Source organism: Phytopseudomonas daroniae (assembly GCF_004327285.1).
GTDB lineage: Bacteria > Pseudomonadota > Gammaproteobacteria > Pseudomonadales > Pseudomonadaceae > Aquipseudomonas > Aquipseudomonas daroniae.
In genome coordinates this window covers 256,009-271,791 of record NZ_QJUI01000005.1, presented here as the reverse complement: position 1 = coordinate 271,791, position 15,783 = coordinate 256,009, and the positions used below count along the sequence as shown (strand labels likewise).

At 64.0% G+C, this 15,783-nt stretch carries 13 protein-coding genes and 1 pseudogene; 13 read left to right on the top strand and 1 reads right to left on the bottom strand.

All coding sequences use genetic code 11. The features are described 5' to 3' along the window. The 5 genes and pseudogenes from DNK06_RS07820 to DNK06_RS07800 form a co-directional block, all read left to right on the top strand. A pseudogene (locus tag DNK06_RS07820) lies at positions 1-191 on the top strand (IS110 family transposase); the annotation flags it as partial. A 230-nt stretch (positions 192-421) separates the two neighbouring features. After that, positions 422-1,354, top strand: coding sequence for a 4-hydroxyproline epimerase (locus tag DNK06_RS07815; protein ID WP_131179462.1), 933 nt, complete (start codon positions 422-424; stop codon positions 1,352-1,354). Continuing rightward, positions 1,351-2,466: an NAD(P)/FAD-dependent oxidoreductase gene (locus DNK06_RS07810; protein WP_131179461.1), complete on the top strand. Its 1,116-nt coding sequence runs from the start codon at positions 1,351-1,353 to the stop codon at positions 2,464-2,466. Before DNK06_RS07815 ends, DNK06_RS07810 begins: the two co-directional genes overlap by 4 nt. Then, positions 2,459-2,695 carry a (2Fe-2S)-binding protein gene (locus DNK06_RS07805; RefSeq protein ID WP_131179460.1) on the top strand — a complete coding sequence of 79 codons (237 nt, stop codon included), beginning with the start codon at positions 2,459-2,461 and terminating at the stop codon, positions 2,693-2,695. Before DNK06_RS07810 ends, DNK06_RS07805 begins: the two co-directional genes overlap by 8 nt. After that, positions 2,692-3,954, top strand: coding sequence for an NAD(P)/FAD-dependent oxidoreductase (locus tag DNK06_RS07800; protein ID WP_131179459.1), 1,263 nt, complete (start codon positions 2,692-2,694; stop codon positions 3,952-3,954). Before DNK06_RS07805 ends, DNK06_RS07800 begins: the two co-directional genes overlap by 4 nt. Positions 3,955-4,843: 889 nt before the next feature. Here the strand turns inward: DNK06_RS07800 and DNK06_RS07795 are convergent. After that, positions 4,844-7,261 carry a glucose/quinate/shikimate family membrane-bound PQQ-dependent dehydrogenase gene (locus tag DNK06_RS07795; RefSeq protein WP_131179458.1) on the bottom strand — a complete coding sequence of 806 codons (2,418 nt, stop codon included), beginning with the start codon at positions 7,259-7,261 and terminating at the stop codon, positions 4,844-4,846. A 209-nt stretch (positions 7,262-7,470) separates the two neighbouring features. Between DNK06_RS07795 and DNK06_RS07790 the strand changes: the two genes are divergently transcribed. The 8 genes from DNK06_RS07790 (at position 7,471) to DNK06_RS07755 (ending at position 15,710) form a co-directional block, all read left to right on the top strand. Beyond that, positions 7,471-8,223 carry an AraC family transcriptional regulator gene (locus DNK06_RS07790; RefSeq protein ID WP_131179457.1) on the top strand — a complete coding sequence of 251 codons (753 nt, stop codon included), beginning with the start codon at positions 7,471-7,473 and terminating at the stop codon, positions 8,221-8,223. Positions 8,224-8,495: 272 nt separating this feature from the next. Next, complete coding sequence (locus DNK06_RS07785) at positions 8,496-9,314, top strand: ABC transporter substrate-binding protein (RefSeq protein WP_131179456.1); 819 nt, start codon at positions 8,496-8,498, stop codon at positions 9,312-9,314. A gap of 233 nt (positions 9,315-9,547) precedes the next feature. After that, a complete protein-coding gene (gene lhpI, locus DNK06_RS07780; protein ID WP_131179455.1) occupies positions 9,548-11,359 on the top strand; it encodes a cis-3-hydroxy-L-proline dehydratase in 1,812 nt (603 codons plus the stop codon). Then, positions 11,352-12,017, top strand: a complete 666-nt coding sequence (locus DNK06_RS07775; protein ID WP_131177030.1) for an amino acid ABC transporter permease — start codon at positions 11,352-11,354, stop codon at positions 12,015-12,017. Before lhpI ends, DNK06_RS07775 begins: the two co-directional genes overlap by 8 nt. 13 nt (positions 12,018-12,030) lie before the next feature. Further along, a complete protein-coding gene (locus DNK06_RS07770) occupies positions 12,031-12,681 on the top strand; it encodes an amino acid ABC transporter permease (RefSeq protein ID WP_131177029.1) in 651 nt (216 codons plus the stop codon). Further along, entirely contained in the window at positions 12,674-13,396 is a 723-nt protein-coding gene (locus tag DNK06_RS07765) for an amino acid ABC transporter ATP-binding protein (RefSeq protein ID WP_131177028.1), read from the top strand. The genes DNK06_RS07770 and DNK06_RS07765 overlap by 8 nt, the downstream gene beginning before the upstream one ends. Positions 13,397-13,513: 117 nt before the next feature. Further along, entirely contained in the window at positions 13,514-14,551 is a 1,038-nt protein-coding gene (locus DNK06_RS07760; RefSeq protein WP_131179454.1) for a trans-3-hydroxy-L-proline dehydratase, read from the top strand. 220 nt (positions 14,552-14,771) lie between these two features. Continuing rightward, a complete protein-coding gene (locus tag DNK06_RS07755; protein WP_131177026.1) occupies positions 14,772-15,710 on the top strand; it encodes a dihydrodipicolinate synthase family protein in 939 nt (312 codons plus the stop codon). The last annotated feature ends 73 nt before the right edge of the window (positions 15,711-15,783 follow it).

Here is a 15,783-nt window from a genome sequence, read left to right as displayed (position 1 = left end):
GACTTTACCTGCCGGCGGTTACCTCCCTGACTTACAATTCAGCGATCCGGGCAATGGCCGAGCGACTGCGAGCAAAAGGCAAGACCGGCAAACAGATCGTCTGCGCGGCCATGCGCAAGCTGCTATGCATCGCTTACGGGGTGCTCAAATCCGGCCAACCCTTTAACCCGCAACTCGCTATTGCGAGGTGAAGGTTAAGACGGTATCTACGTCATGAAGCCCACCAAATCGAATGTCCGCCCCTTGCTGCGGTCGCTCATGGAATCCTTCTGGCGAGGCGCAGCAGATCATCGACAAGCGCCAAGCCGCAACCTTGGATGCTATGCTGATTTCGTCATCGCGCCAGTGCAAATCCTTCAAGCCGGGCGGCCCGGCGTCGCGGCACTCTGTAGCCATCCAAACGGCATATAGGCGCAGCCCCATGAAACGCATCGAGGTTATCGACTCCCACACTGGCGGTGAGCCGACCCGACTGGTCGTCAGTGGTTTTCCTGAGCTGGGCAACGGCAGTATGGCCGAGCGCCGACAGCGTCTGGCAAGCGAGCATGATGACTGGCGCAGTGCCTGCATCCTCGAACCGCGTGGCAGCGACGTACTGGTCGGTGCCCTGCTCTGCGAGCCTGTCGACCCCGGCGCCTGTGCCGGTGTGATCTTCTTCAACAACACCGGTTACCTCGGCATGTGCGGGCACGGCACCATCGGCCTGGTGGTGTCATTGGCACACATGGGTCGCATCGGCGCTGGCGTACACAAGATCGAAACGCCGGTGGGCACGGTCGAGGCGACCCTGCACGAGGATCGCTCGGTCAGCGTGCGCAACGTGCCGTCCTACCGTTACCGCCAGGCCGTCGAACTGCAGGTGCCGGGACATGGCTCGGTAGTAGGCGACATCGCCTGGGGCGGTAACTGGTTCTTTCTGATCGCCGAGCACGGCCAGCGCATCGCAGGCAACAATGTCGAAACCCTTACCGCCTATACCTACGCCGTGCAGAAGGCGCTGGAAGATCAGGGCATTCGTGGCGAGGACGGCGGCCTGATCGATCATATCGAGCTGTTTGCAGACGACGATGAAGCGGACAGTCGAAACTTCGTGCTGTGCCCCGGCAAGGCCTACGACCGCTCCCCGTGCGGTACCGGCACCAGCGCCAAGCTGGCCTGCCTGGCTGCCGACGGCAAGCTGCAGCCCGGCGAGATCTGGCGACAGGCCAGCGTGATCGGCAGCGTTTTCGACGGCTCGTTCGAATGGCAGGGTGACAAGGTGATTCCGACCATCCGCGGGCGCGCCAATATCAGCGCCGAAGCCACCTTGCTGCTGGAGCAGGACGACCCGTTCGCCTGGGGCATCCGCCCGTGACCCCAACGCGGGTGGCGGATGTGATCGTTATCGGCGCCGGCATCATCGGCGCCGCCTGCGCCCGCGAACTGGCCGGGCGCGGCCAGCAGGTGCTGGTGATCGACGCCGGCCTGCACGGTGCCACTGCAGCCGGCATGGGTCACCTGCTGGTACTCGACGACAACCAGGCCGAGCTCGATATCAGCCGCTACTCGGTACGCCGCTGGCGTGAGCTTGGCCCACAGTTGCCGGACGACTGCGCCTACCGCAACAACGGCACGCTGTGGCTGGCCGCCAACGAACAGGAGCTGGCAGCGGCGGAAGCCAAGAGCGTCAACCTGCGTGCCGAAGGTATCCGCTGCGAGATGGTGCCCGGCCACGGGCTGCAGCGGATGGAACCGATTCTGCGTGATGGGCTGCACGGCGCTCTGCGCCTGCCGGATGACGGCATCCTCTACGCACCGAACACGGCCCGCTGGCTGCTCGACGACTCGCGTATCACGCAGCGCCGCGCACGGGTCACGGAGCTGGAGGGCAACCGCGTGCGCCTCGACGACGGCCAGTGGCTGAACGCCGATGCGGTGGTGCTCGCCAACGGCATCCAGGCGGTGGAATTGTGCCCGGAACTGCCCATCGCGCCGAAGAAAGGCCACCTGCTGATCACCGACCGCTATCCGCATCCGGTCAGCCACACCATCACCGAGCTGAGTTACCTGACCAGCGTGCACAACACCAGCGGCGCCTCGGTGGCCTGCAACATCCAGCCACGGCCAACCGGCCAGTTGTTCATCGGCACCTCAAGACAGTTCGATACCCTGGATCCCGAGGTCGACGGCTGGTTGCTGGCACGCATGCTCAAGCATGCCATGAGCTATGCCCCGGGTCTGGCGCAACTCAACGGTATCCGCGCCTGGGCCGGTTTTCGTGCCGCCACACCGGACGGCATGCCGCTGATTGGCGAGCATCCCGCGCAACCTGGCCTGTGGCTCGCAGTCGGCCACGAAGGTCTGGGTGTGACCGCCGCACCGGGTACGGCCGACCTGCTCGGCGCGCTGCTGTTCAACGAGGCCGAACCGATCCCCGCGGCAGCTTATTCACCCCGGCGTTACCTCGGAGAAGCCGTGCATGCCTGATCTGCATCTCGACGGTCGCCCGCTCAGCGTGGCACCAGGTACCACGGTCGCCGCCGCGCTGGCTCTGGGCAGTGACGGCAGCGCCCGCACCTCGGTCAGCGGCCAGCGTCGTGCGCCGCTGTGCGGCATGGGCATCTGCCAGGAATGCCGGGTGACCATCGACGGCCTGCGTCGCCTGGCCTGCCAGACCCTGTGCCAAGATGGCATGCAGGTGGAAACTCATCCATGAGCGAACAGACCGAGGTACTGATCATCGGCGCTGGCCCCGCCGGCCTGTCGGCAGCATTGGCTGCTGCCAAGGATGGCGCAAAAGTCGTACTGCTCGACGACAACCCACTGCCCGGCGGGCAGATCTGGCGCGATGGCGTCCAGGCCAAAATCCCTGCACAAGCCCGCCGCCTGCGCGACGCCGTGGAAGCGCACGACAATATTCAGCGCTATGCCGCCACCCGCGTGGTAGCGAGATCCGGCAGCAACGCATTGCTGGTGGAAGATCCCGAGCGCGGCCGGACAATCGCTTACAGCAAGCTGATTCTGTGTACCGGCGCACGCGAGTTGTTGCTGCCGTTTCCCGGCTGGACGTTGCCCGGCGTTACCGGTGCCGGCGGCCTGCAGGCACTGATCAAGGGCGGTTTGCCGGTAACGGGCGAACGCATCGTTATCGCCGGCAGTGGCCCGCTGTTGCTGGCCAGCGCGGACACGGCGAAACACAATGGTGCCCAGGTGTTACGCATTGCTGAACAGGCATCGCTGGGCGCAGTCGTATCCTTCGCCATGCGGCTGCCGCGCTGGCCGCACAAGCTGCTGCAGTCTTTCAGCCTGTTCGACCGCGGTTACCGCACCGCCACCCGGATAGTCGCCGCCTTGGGTCAGGATCGCCTGGAAGGCGTACGTCTGCAGCGAGGTGGCAAGGTCGAAGAGCTGCAATGCGAGCGCCTGGCCTGCGGCTTCGGCCTGATCCCCAATGTGCAGTTGGGGCAAGCCCTGGGCTGCACGTTGAGTAACAACGCCATCAAGGTGGATGCCTGGCAGGCGACCGATGTGGCGGGTATCTACGCCGCTGGAGAATGCACCGGTTTCGGTGGCAGTGAGCTGGCCCTGGTCGAAGGCAGCATCGCCGGGCATGTCGCAGCGGGTAACCGCGAGGCTGCGCAACGCCTGTGGGCCGAGCGCAAGCGCTGGCAGCGCTTTGCCGATGCGCTGAACAGGCAATTCGCCCTCGATCCTTCCCTCAAGCACCTGCCCGAGCCGGACACCCTGCTGTGTCGTTGCGAGGACGTGTCCTACGCCGCCGTGGCCACTCACGCCAACTGGCGCGAAGCGAAGCTGGCGACCCGCTGCGGCATGGGAGCCTGCCAGGGTCGGATATGCGGTGGGGCCACGCAGTATCTGTTCGACTGGCAGCCCGCGGCCCCCCGCCCACCCTTCGTGCCGGCCCGTATCGACACCCTGGTGCAGCTGGAAAGCGCTTCCCAGAGCACTCCATGACGGTAATGCCTCTCATTTATGACAAAGTGTTCCAATCACAATCAAACGGTAACAAAACCGGGTAGTGCGGTAACGCTTTTCACGGTCAAAGCGGACATCACAAAATCATTAAAATACTAAGTCATTGAAAAATATAGATATTCTAAAATTGGCACAGGATATGCTCTATGTTCCGCACAACAAAAATAACAAGACACATCTGATAACAAGAACAAGACAACGGCTCTAGCATAAGAAAGACAAAATCGCAGAGACGCAGCTAACTGATTTCTTTGGAGAGGACCGCCCTCGGACTTGTACCGCAACCGGGTCGAGAACAATAAAACTGCTTTGTAAGGCAGCGACAGACGGGTTGGATCTTAGGATCACGGCAACATCAGCGTCCAAACAAATCCGTTCGCTCTTGGCCTCCTTTGGAGGCCGCGGCTAAAACAAGAACAAAAGGCCGGTAGCACTAATAAGAACGACGATTCAAACAAGATTTGGGGGAGCTTCGGCTCCCCTTTCTGCTTTCTGGCATTCAGCCTCATCTCCCTCCCCTCGCTCCCATGGCAACAGCCAACGCTGCAGCGTGCCCATAGATCCTGGCCTCCCCAGCCAAATATGCGCTGGCTGTGGCTCATCGTGAAACCGCATCGCCCGCTACTACAGGTGCGGATCCCATAGGAGCCGGCTTGCCGGCGATTGGCAGCCATATCGCAAATTTTCAGAACGGCAAACGTCGCATCGCTCGCAAGCGAGCGCCTACAGGTTTCGACGGGGTCACACGCTCCGTAGCGATTGGTGGCCACACAGCGGCTCCCGCTGAATCACCACAACCGAATCGCAGACACGAAAAAGGCCGCATCCCCTTTCGGGCGATGCGGCCTCGGCCACGGCGCAGGTGAATTTACGGCAGCGCGTAGGCAATCACGTAATCACCACGATCCGGCGACTGGCGGGCGCCACCCGCGGTCACCACGATGAACTGCTTGCCGGTCTTCGGCGACACGTAGGTCATCGGCGTGCCCTGGCTGCCCACAGGCAGGCGCTGTTTCCAGACCTCCTTGCCGGTACCGCTGTCGAAGGCACGCAGGTAGTAGTCCTGGGTGCCGGCGAAAAACACCAGGCCGGACTGAGTGGCCAGGGAGCCGCCCAGTGTCGGCATGCCAACTGGCATCGGCAGGCGCATCTTGATGCCCAGCGGGCCGGTATCTTCAACCGTGCCGACTGGCACCTGCCAGGCGATTTTCCGGGTTTTCATATCGATGGCGGTCAGCGTGCCGAACGGCGGCGCCTGGCAGGGAATGCCCGCCAGCGACAGGAAGCGGTTCTTGTTGACCGCGTAAGGGGTGCCCTTGAGCGGTACTGCGCCCATGCCGGTGTTGACGGCTTCGCCACCCGAGGAGGCCGCGCCCTGGTTGGTCGCCGGGATCATCTGCACCCACAGGCCCAGACGCATGTCGTTGACGAAGATATAGTCGTTGACCGGATCGGTGGACAGGCCGCCCCAGTTCATCCCGCCCAGGGAGCCTGGGAAGCTCAGCGACACATCGGTGCCTGGCGCGGTGTACAAGCCTTCGTAGCGCATCTGCTTGAAGGCGATACGGCAGAGCATCTGGTCGAAGGGCGTGGCACCCCACATATCCGACTCGGTCAGCTGCTGAGCACCGATCTGCGGCATGCCCACCGACAGCGGCTGCTTGAGCGAATATTGCTCACTCTTGATGTCAGCGGCCTTGACCGGTACGTCTTTGACCTCGGTCAGCGGCTGGCCGGTGGCGCGGTCGAGCACGAAGATCTGCCCGGCCTTGGTGCCGATCACCACGGCAGGCACCTTGCTGCCGTCCGCCTTGGGGAAGTCGATCAGGCTTGGCTGCATCGGCAGATCGAAATCCCAGAGGTCGTTGTGCACCGTCTGGTAGACCCATTTCTCCGCGCCGGTGGTGGCGTCCAGCGCCAGAATGGAGGCGCCGTACTTGTGGTTCAGCGCGGTACGTTCGGCACCGTAAAGATCAGTGGACGAACTGCCCATGGGCAGGAATACGGTGTTCATCGCCGGGTCGTAAGACATCGGTGCCCACGAATTCGGCGTGCTGCGCACGTAGCTCCGGCCATCGGTCGGGGCCTGGCGCTCTTCGGGGTTACCCGGGTCGAACGCCCAGCGCATGGCACCGGTGGCAACATCGAAGCCACGGATCACACCACCCGGCATGTCGGTCTGCACGTTATCGGCCACGCGTCCACCGACCACCACGGTGGTGCCGGCCAGCAGCGGCGGCGAGGTGAGCTGGTAGAAGGGATCGGGCGCGTCGCCCAGGCCGGCCTTGAGGTCGACCTGGCCGTTGTCACCGAAGCCCTGGCACAGCTCGCCGGTATCGGCGTCGACCGCGATCAGGCGGGCATCGATGGTATTGGTCAACACACGGCGACGACAGTTGGCGCCTTCGGCCAGCGCCACGCTCGGCACCGGGGCGGCGCCCGCCGCACTGGGTTGCTGCAGCGGTGCGTCAGCATCGAAGTAGGCCAGGCCACGGCAACGCTGCCACACCGAAGACTGGGCGTTGATATCGTTGCGCCACAGCTCGCGGCCGGTATCGGCATTGAGGGCGATGATGTTGTTGTGCGGCGTGCACAGGAAAACCTTGTCACCCACCTGCAACGGGGTGAGCTGATCCTCGGCACCGTTACCGTCGCTCTCCGCCACGTCGCCCGTGTGGTACGTCCAGGCGACCTGCAGATCCTTCACGTTGGCGCGGGTGATCTGATCCAGCGCGGCGAAGCGGCTACCGCCCGCGGTATTGCCGTAGTGCTCCCAGTTCTTCTGAGCCTGGGCCGGGTCGATCGGCGTCACAGCCGGGCCATCGCCCGTTGCCGCCACCGTGGGGTGTGCCACGAAAGTGCCGCTGAAGCCGGCGATCAGCGCCACGCCCAGAATGCCCGCCAGCGCGTAGGCGCCCCGCCCACCGTGGCCACCTGCGGCCTTCTTGAGGGTTGGGTAGATCAGCGCGACGACCAGGGCGATTGCGCCAAAGGTGAACAGGCGCGAGAACAGCGGCCAGAACACCAGGCCGACATCGGCCAGTGCCCACGCCAGGGTGCCGAGCAGGGCCACGGCGAACAGCCAGGCGCCCGCGGGCTTGCGTGCGGCGATCAGTGCGCCGCTGACGACTACGGCCAGACCCATGATCAGGAAGTACCAACTGCCACCGAGGCTGGCCAGATAACCACCGCCGCCAAGCAAGGCAAGACCGACCAGGGCGACCAAGACGCCGACGATCAGCAATAGTGCACGTGTGCCGCGTGAGGCACCTTTACCATTCTTCATCGTTCAATCCCATTTTTCAGAAGCACGAAAACGCAGCATCGACGCCGTTATCTGAGGATAGTCGGCGGTGCTGTTTGTAATAATTGGTATGACTTGCAAGTGTGCACCGAAAAGATTCACGTCGCACGCAGAAATTAACCAGACGGTACATTTTCCTGGCGGCGGTCGACACGCTAGGCTCAGCGGTTCCTGACCAGCTCGCAGACATCATGCAAAGCCTGTTGCCCATCGCGCCCCACCACGACCTGCCGACTTTGATCAGCAGCCTCCGGCAGATCGAGCCGCTGCTCGATGCCATGCCCGAGGTGGTGTTTTTCATCAAGGACACGCAGACCCGATACGCCCTGGTCAACCAGACCCTGGCACAGCGACTGGGCTTCAAGAGCAAGGGCAAACTGCTTGGGATGACCGCCGAACAGGTGTTCCCGGCCAGCTTCGGCCCCTCCTATACGGCGCAGGATCGTCGGGTACTCAAGGACGGCAGCCAACTCGCCGACCAACTGGAACTGCACCTCTATTACGGCAACCAGCCCGTCTGGTGCCTGACCCACAAACTGGCGCTGCGCAATCAGGTGGGCGAGATCATCGGTTTGGCCGGCATTTCCCGCGATGTGCAGTTGCCACAATCCAGCCACCCCGCCTATCCGAAACTGGCGGCGGTGGATGCGCATATCCGCGAGCACTTCGCCCGGCCGATCAGCCTGGCCGAACTCACCGAACTGGCAGGCTTGTCGGTGGCTCAACTGGAACGCCACTGCAAACGCATCTTCCAGCTCACCCCGCGGCAGATGATTCACAAGGCGCGCCTTGGCGAAGCCAGCCGCCTGCTGCTGCAAACCCTGCCGATCACCGAGATCGCTCTGCGCTGCGGCTACACCGACCACAGTGCCTTCAGCCGACAGTTTCGTGCGCTTACCGGGCTGACGCCCAGCCAGTTTCGCGACTCGCACAAGGGTTGCTAGGGTCTGTTGACGTTTCAACGCGAGCCGTGCGTGAAACGTCAACAGACCCTAACCAGCGGTGTTCCCAAATGGGGCGCCATGGGAGATGCATCGCTCCCATATGTAACACCGCGCCTCCGGTAACGTCGGCCAGCTTTTCCCCTCTCCCCCGCTCGACCCATGGCTCATGGGGCCTGCAGCGGCAGGTCGTAGAACAGGCACAGCCGTTGCATATGAAATATCGTATACGAAATCTCCTATAACGTTTTTGTCTGCACACTTTCGAGGCCCCTATGAAAAACCCCGCTTTTGCCGTAGCCCTCAGCGCAGTACTCAGCAGCACCCTGATCGGCACCGTCCACGCCGACAAACTCGACTCGATCATCGAGTCCGGCAAGCTGCGCTGCGCCGTGACCCTGGACTTCCCGCCGATGGGCTCGCGTGACGACAAGAACCAGCCGATCGGCTTCGACGTCGACTATTGCAACGACCTGGCGAAAGTCCTCGGCGTCGATGCCGAAGTGGTCGAGACGCCCTTCCCCGATCGTATCCCGGCCCTGGTATCCGGTCGCGCCGACGTGATCGTCGCCTCCACCTCGGACACCCTGGAGCGCGCCAAGACCGTGGGCATGACCGTGCCCTACTTCGCCTTCCAGATGGTCGTGCTGACCCGCGAAGATACCGGCATCAACGGCTACGAAGACCTCAAGGGCAAGCCGGTGGGCAACACCAGCGGTACCTACGAGGCCATCGCCCTGGAGAAGGACGTCAAGGCCTGGGGTGGCGGCAGCTTCCGCGCCTACCAGTCGCAGAACGACACCATCCTCGCCGTCGCCCAGGGTCATATCGCCGCCACCGTGGTGACCAACACGGTCGCCGCCGCCACCCTCCAGTCCGGCAAGTACAAGGGCCTGAAAGTGGTCGGTGACGCACCCTATGTCGTCGACTACGTGTCCCTGGCGGCCAAGCGCGACGAATACGGTCTGATCAATTATCTCAACCTGTTCGTCAACCAGCAGGTACGCAGCGGCCGCTACGAAGAGCTGTGGAAGAAGTGGGTCGGCGACGACATCAAACCGGCCAACCTGACCGTACCGGGCGTGTATTACTGATTTGACCGCCATGTAGGGTGGGTTAGGCGCCTGTTTCAGGCCGCATACCGAGTGCGATTTCCCGCGGCGCCGTAACCCACCATGGTCGCAACGCCGACTATCGCCTGGTGGGTTACGCGACGCGCCGAGGGAACGGCGTCTGAGATTGCGAGGCATAGCGCCGCTAACCCACCCTACGTCGGCAACACCCAACCGGAACAACGCTCGACCTTATTCCTATCTGGAGCTCATCGATGCCAGCAGCCGTGGAACCCACCTCGCTCAGCCCCGACGCCTGCGCCCTCCAGGGCCGCAGCCTGGTCGCCGGCTGCGCCGAGGGTGAGTTGCTGTTCGCCGAGATGGGCCTGAGCTTCTGGGGCGGCGTCGATCCGTTCACTGGCGAGGTGATCGACCGTCATCACCCGCTGAGCGGACAGAACCTCGCCGGCCGCGTGCTGGCGATTCCCAGCGGTCGCGGCTCCTGCACCGGCAGCAGCGTGATGATGGAGCTGCTCAGCGGCGAGCACGCACCGACCGCTCTGGTGCTGGCCGAGGCCGATGAGATTCTGACCCTTGGCGTACTGGTGGCCGAGCTGCTGTTCCAGCGCTCTATCGCCGTATTGAGCATCGGCCACGACGCCTTCTCCCGCCTGCGCGGCCAGGCCTATGCGCGCCTGGAGGGCGAGCGCCTGACACTTTATCCACAACGTCCTGCCGATGCCCGACCGACTACGGTGGCGTCGCTACGCGAACAACGACCGTTCAGTACCGCGTTGCACCTCAATGAAGGTGACCGAGCCCTGCTCGATGGCGCTCATGGCAAGGCCGCGCAGATCGCCATGCAACTGGTGCTGCGCATGGCCGAGCTGCAGGGTGCCCGCGAGTTGCTGGATGTCAGCCAGGCGCATATCGACGGCTGCATCTACACCGGCCCGGCCAGCCTGCGCTTCGCCGAACAGTTGGTGGCCTGGGGCGCCAAGGTACGGGTACCGACCACCCTCAACTCGATTTCCGTGGATCAGCGCCGCTGGCGTGCCCTGGGCATTGATGCCGCATTCGGCGAACCGGCCAGCGCGCTTGGCGATGCCTATATGGCCATGGGTGCGCAGCTCAGTTTCACCTGCGCGCCCTACCTGCTGGACAGCGCGCCAGTCGAGGGCGAGCAGATCGTCTGGGCCGAATCCAATGCGGTGGTCTACGCCAATAGCGTGCTCGGCGCGCGCACCCTGAAATACCCGGACTACCTGGATATCTGCATCGCCCTCACCGGCCGCGCGCCCAGGGTCGGCTGTCACCTCGACGAACAGCGTCTGGCCAGCCTGCAGGTCGAGCTGCCGGCGCTCGCCGGGCTGGACGATGCCTTCTACCCGCTGCTCGGCTACCACGTCGGCCTGCTCTGCGGCAGTCATATTCCACTGGTGCGCGGGCTGGAGCAGGCCGAGCCGAGCCTGGACGATCTCAAGGCCTTTGGCGCCGCATTCGCCACCAGCTCGGCAGCACCGCTGTTCCATATCGCCGGGGTGACCCCGGAAGCCAAGCACCCGGAGAAAGTTATCCACAGCGCCGAATCGGCGCCCACCGAGCGGGTCACCCTCGCCGATCTGCGTCGCAGCTGGGACGAACTCAACAGCGCTGATGAAGCCGAGGTAGGGCTGATCGCGCTTGGCAATCCGCATTTCTCGCTCAGCGAATTCGCTCGCCTGGCCGCGCTTTGCGAGGGCCGCAGCAAGCATGCCGAGGTGAGCCTGGTGATCACCTGCGGCCGGGCGATTCTCGAGCAGGCCCGCGCGGCCGGTTATCTCACCGTGCTGGAAGCCTTCGGTGCGACGCTGGTGACCGATACCTGCTGGTGCATGCTCGGCGAGCCGGTGGTACCAACCGGCTGCCGCACGCTGATGACCAATTCGGGCAAATACGCCCATTACGCGCCGGGGCTGGTCGGCCGTGCGGTGCACTTCGCCAGCCTGGCCGAGTGCGTCGACGCCGCCTGCTCGGGCCACGCCAGCAGCCGCCTGCCGGACTGGCTGCAACCTGCTTCCCTTGTGGAGATCGCCACGCATGTTTGATTACACCTTCCATTGGCGCCAGGCGTTCAGGGCTCTGCCGGACATGCTCGCCGGGGCCTGGGTGACCTTCGAGACAGCCGCCCTGTCGATGATCTTCGGCGTGCTCATCGCCCTGGCCCTGACGGTGCTGCGCGAAGTGAAGAATCCACTGGCCCGCGGCTTCGCCAACGGCTGGGTGTCCATCGCCCGCAACACGCCGTCGCTGTTCCAGATCTACATCCTCTATTTCGGCCTGGGCTCCCTGGGCCTGCACGTCAGCTCCTGGGTCGCCCTGCTGGCCGGCATCACCTTCAACAACGCCGGCTACCTGGCGGAGAACTTCCGCGGCGGCCTCAAGGCGGTGCCCGACACCCAGGTGCGCGCGGCCCGCTCGCTGGGCATGAGCGCCTTCCAGGCCTACCGCCTGATCGTCGTGCCGCAGTTGCTGCGCATCGTCTTCTACCCGCTGACCAACCAGATGGTCTGGGCCGTGCTGATGACCTCCCTGGGGGTGATCGTCGGCCTCAACAACGACCTCACCGGGGTGACCCAGGACTACAACGTCAAGACCTTCCGCACCTTCGAGTTCTTCGCCATCGCGGCGGTGCTGTATTACCTGATCGCCAAGGCGATCGTAGCGGTAGCCCGGCTGCTGGCCTGGCGCCTGTTCCGTTACTGAGGAAGCGCTCACCATGTTCGATACCAGCTTCACCTGGAACGATTTCCTCTTTCTGCTCGAGGGCGCCTGGGTCACCCTGCAGCTGACCTTCTGGGCCATCCTGCTGGGCTCCTTCGCCGGCCTGCTGTTCGGCCTGCTACGCGCCCTGCTGCCACGCACGAGCCTGCCGCTGGCCTGGCTGCTCGACGTGTTCCGCAGCGTGCCGCTGCTGATCCAGTTCGTGCTGTTCAACTCGTTCAAGAGCATCGCCGGCATCGACATCAGCGCCTTCGCCGTGGGCTGCATCGTGCTCGGCATCTACGCCGCCGCCTACTTCACCGAGATCGTGCGCAGCGGCGTGCTCTCGGTGCCGTTCACCCTGCGCCGCGCCAGCCGCTCCCTGGGCCTGAGCTATATGCAGGATCTGCGCTACATCGTCCTGCCGATGGCCACGCGGGTGGCCTTCCCCGGCTGGTTGAACCTGGTGCTGAGCGTGATGAAGGACACCGCGCTGGTGATGTGGATCGGCATCGTCGAGCTGCTGCGCGCCTCGCAGACCATCGTCACGCGCATTCAAGAGCCGCTGCTGGTGCTGTGCATCGCCGGCCTCATCTACTACGTCATGAGCCTGGTGGTCGCTCGCCTGGGCGCCCGTCTGGAAAGAAGGTGGCAGGAAAATGATTGAGATCGACAACGTACACAAATCCTTCGGCGACCTCGAAGTGATCAAGGGCGTCAGCCTGACCGTGAACAAGGGCGAGGTGGTGTCGATCATCGGCGGCTCCGGCTCCGGCAAATCGACCCTGCTGATGTGCATCAACGGCCTGGAGTCGATCAAGAGCGGCAGCATCCGCGTCGACGGTACCGAAGTGCATGCGCCGGGCACCGATATCAACAAGCTGCGGCAGAAGATCGGCATCGTCTTCCAGCAGTGGAACGCCTTTCCGCACCTGACCGTGCTGGAGAACGTCATGCTGGCGCCGCGCAAGGTGCTCGGCCTGAGCAAGCAGGAAGCCGAGGCCATCGCCGTGCAGCAACTGACCCATGTCGGCCTGGCCGACAAGCTCAAGGTATTCCCCGGCAAGCTCTCCGGTGGCCAGCAGCAGCGCATGGCCATCGCCCGCGCCCTGGCCATGAGCCCCGACTACATGCTGTTCGACGAGGCCACCAGCGCCCTCGACCCGCAACTGGTCGGCGAGGTGCTGGACACCATGCGCATGCTCGCCGAAGACGGCATGACCATGGTGCTGGTGACCCACGAGATCCGTTTCGCCCGTGACGTGTCCGACCGCGTGGCGTTCTTCCGCAACGGCCTGGTGCACGAGATCGGCACCCCGGATCAGGTGATCGGCAACCCGCAGAAGCCGGAAACCGCCGACTTTCTCAAATCGGTTCATTAAGCGCTGCGCCGCAAACGAACCGTAGGATGGGTCGGGCCGCGCAGGTGTAACCCATCAACAGCCGATGGGTTACACCCATCCTACGGATTTATAAGATTTTTAGAGAGGGGCCGGGTAATGCGCTCGAGCAAAGTCATCCATGTGGTCAGCTGCCATGCCGAAGGTGAAGTCGGCGACGTCATCGTCGGCGGTGTCGCGCCACCACCCGGGGAGACCCTGTGGCAGCAGTCGCGCTGGATCGCGCAGGATGATTTCCTGCGCCACTTCGTGCTCAACGAACCGCGCGGCGGGGTGTTCCGCCACGTCAACCTGCTGGTGCCGGCGAAGGATCCGAAAGCGCAGATGGGCTGGATCATCATGGAACCCGCCGATGTGCCGCCGATGTCCGGCTCCAACTCGCTGTGCGTGGCCACCGTGCTGCTCGACAGCGGCATCCTGCCGATGACCGAGCCGCAGACCCGGCTGACCCTGGAAGCACCCGGCGGCCTGGTGGAAGTGGTCGCCGATTGTCGTGACGGCAAGGCCGAACGGGTCGAAGTGAAGAACGTCCCCTCCTTCGCCGACCAGCTCGACGCCTGGATCGAGGTGGAAGGCCTGGGTTCGCTGCAGGTCGATACCGCCTACGGTGGCGACAGCTTCGTCATCGTCGATGCACACAAGCTGGGTTTCTCCATCGCCCCGGACGAAGCGGCGGATCTGGTCGCCACTGGCCTGAAGATCACCCAGGCCGCCAACCAGCAGTTGGGTTTCACTCACCCACTGAATCCGGACTGGAGCCATATCTCCTTCTGCCAGATCGCCGCCCCGGTGGTGCACGAGCACGGCATCGCCACAGGCGCCAATGCGGTGGTCATCCGCCCCGGCAAGATCGACCGTTCGCCCTGCGGCACCGGTTGTTCGGCGCGCATGGCGGTGCTGCATGCCAAGGGCCAGTTGGCGGTGGGCGAGCGCTTCATCGGCCGTTCGATCATCGGCTCCGAGTTCCATTGCCGCATCGACTCGCTGACCGAAGTCGCCGGCCGTCAGGCGATCTACCCCTGCCTGTCCGGCCGCGCGTGGATCACCGGCACTCACCAGCACCTGCTCGACCCGAGCGACCCCTGGCCGACGGGCTACCGCCTTTCGGACACCTGGCCGGTGGAACTGAAACTTTGATAGCTCGCATACGTAGGGTGGATCGGGGCGCGTAGCCGACGCTTCACCTACGCGCCCCGATCCACCCTACGGCCTGCAGCACAGGTCTTGACGATTTGAAACCCGCCGGTTCGCCGGCGCAGTGAACCGGGCTCAGGCCCAAATCGCGGAAATGAATGGCGCAATCCGGCCGCTTATTTTCGTATACGAAATACTTTAATTCTGCCCAGGAGGCAACACCATGAGCAGCAACATCTTCACCGGCACCATCCCCGCCCTGATGACTCCCTGCACCGCCGAGCGCCAGCCGGACTTCGACGCCCTGGTGCGCAAGGGCCGCGAGCTGATCCAGGCCGGCATGAGCGCCGTGGTCTACTGCGGTTCCATGGGCGACTGGCCGTTGCTCACCGAGGCCCAACGCCAGGAAGGGGTGGCGCGCCTGGTCGCTGCCGGCATCCCGACCATCGTCGGCACCGGTGCGGTGAACAGTCGCGAAGCGGTGTCCCACGCCGCCCACGCCGCCAAGGTCGGCGCCCATGGCCTGATGGTCATCCCACGCGTCTTGTCCCGTGGCGCTTCGCCAGCCGCCCAGGAAGCGCACTTCGCCGCCATTCTCGAAGCGGCGCCGAAGCTGCCGGCGGTGATCTACAACAGCCCCTACTACGGCTTCGCCACCCGCGCCGAGCTGTTCTTCAAGCTGCGTCGCAAATACGCCAACCTGATCGGCTTCAAGGAATTCGGCGGCGCCGCCGACATGCGCTATGCCGCCGAGCACATCACCTCGCAGGATGACGAGGTGATTCTCATGGCCGGCGTCGATACCCAGGTGGTGCACGGCTTCGTCAATTGCGGTGCCACCGGCGCCATCACCGGTATCGGCAACGCCCTGCCGCGCGAAGTGCTGCAACTGGTCGAACTGAGCAAGCAGGCCGCCAAGGGCGACGCCGTTGCCCGCCGCCGCGCCCTGGAGCTGTCCGAGGCGCTGAACGTGCTGTCGTCCTTCGACGAAGGCACCGACCTGGTTCTCTACTACAAGCACCTGATGGTGCTGGGCGGCGACCAGGAATACACCCTGCACTTCAACGAAACCGATGTGCTCAGCGACGCCCAGCGCAACTACGCCGAGACCCAGTACCAGCTGTTCCGCCAGTGGTACGCCAACTGGTCGGTCGACGCCTGATCGCTGTACTTCGGCCGGGTGCCTCCAGCGCATCCGGCCAAGCTGATGCAGTGCATCAAGCGGTGCGATGCCA

Excerpts from the sequence above, each read along its gene's own strand:
- DNK06_RS07815 (WP_131179462.1), top strand. The coding sequence starts at position 422 with ATGAAACGCATCGAGGTTATCGACTCCCACACTGGCGGTGAGCCGACC.
- DNK06_RS07805 (WP_131179460.1), top strand. The coding sequence starts at position 2,459 with ATGCCTGATCTGCATCTCGACGGTCGCCCGCTCAGCGTGGCACCAGGT.
- DNK06_RS07800 (WP_131179459.1), top strand. The coding sequence starts at position 2,692 with ATGAGCGAACAGACCGAGGTACTGATCATCGGCGCTGGCCCCGCCGGC.
- DNK06_RS07795 (WP_131179458.1), bottom strand. The coding sequence starts at position 7,261 with ATGAAGAATGGTAAAGGTGCCTCACGCGGCACACGTGCACTATTGCTG.
- DNK06_RS07790 (WP_131179457.1), top strand. The coding sequence starts at position 7,471 with ATGCAAAGCCTGTTGCCCATCGCGCCCCACCACGACCTGCCGACTTTG.
- DNK06_RS07785 (WP_131179456.1), top strand. The coding sequence starts at position 8,496 with ATGAAAAACCCCGCTTTTGCCGTAGCCCTCAGCGCAGTACTCAGCAGC.
- lhpI (WP_131179455.1), top strand. The coding sequence starts at position 9,548 with ATGCCAGCAGCCGTGGAACCCACCTCGCTCAGCCCCGACGCCTGCGCC.
- DNK06_RS07775 (WP_131177030.1), top strand. The coding sequence starts at position 11,352 with ATGTTTGATTACACCTTCCATTGGCGCCAGGCGTTCAGGGCTCTGCCG.
- DNK06_RS07770 (WP_131177029.1), top strand. The coding sequence starts at position 12,031 with ATGTTCGATACCAGCTTCACCTGGAACGATTTCCTCTTTCTGCTCGAG.
- DNK06_RS07765 (WP_131177028.1), top strand. The coding sequence starts at position 12,674 with ATGATTGAGATCGACAACGTACACAAATCCTTCGGCGACCTCGAAGTG.
- DNK06_RS07760 (WP_131179454.1), top strand. The coding sequence starts at position 13,514 with ATGCGCTCGAGCAAAGTCATCCATGTGGTCAGCTGCCATGCCGAAGGT.
- DNK06_RS07755 (WP_131177026.1), top strand. The coding sequence starts at position 14,772 with ATGAGCAGCAACATCTTCACCGGCACCATCCCCGCCCTGATGACTCCC.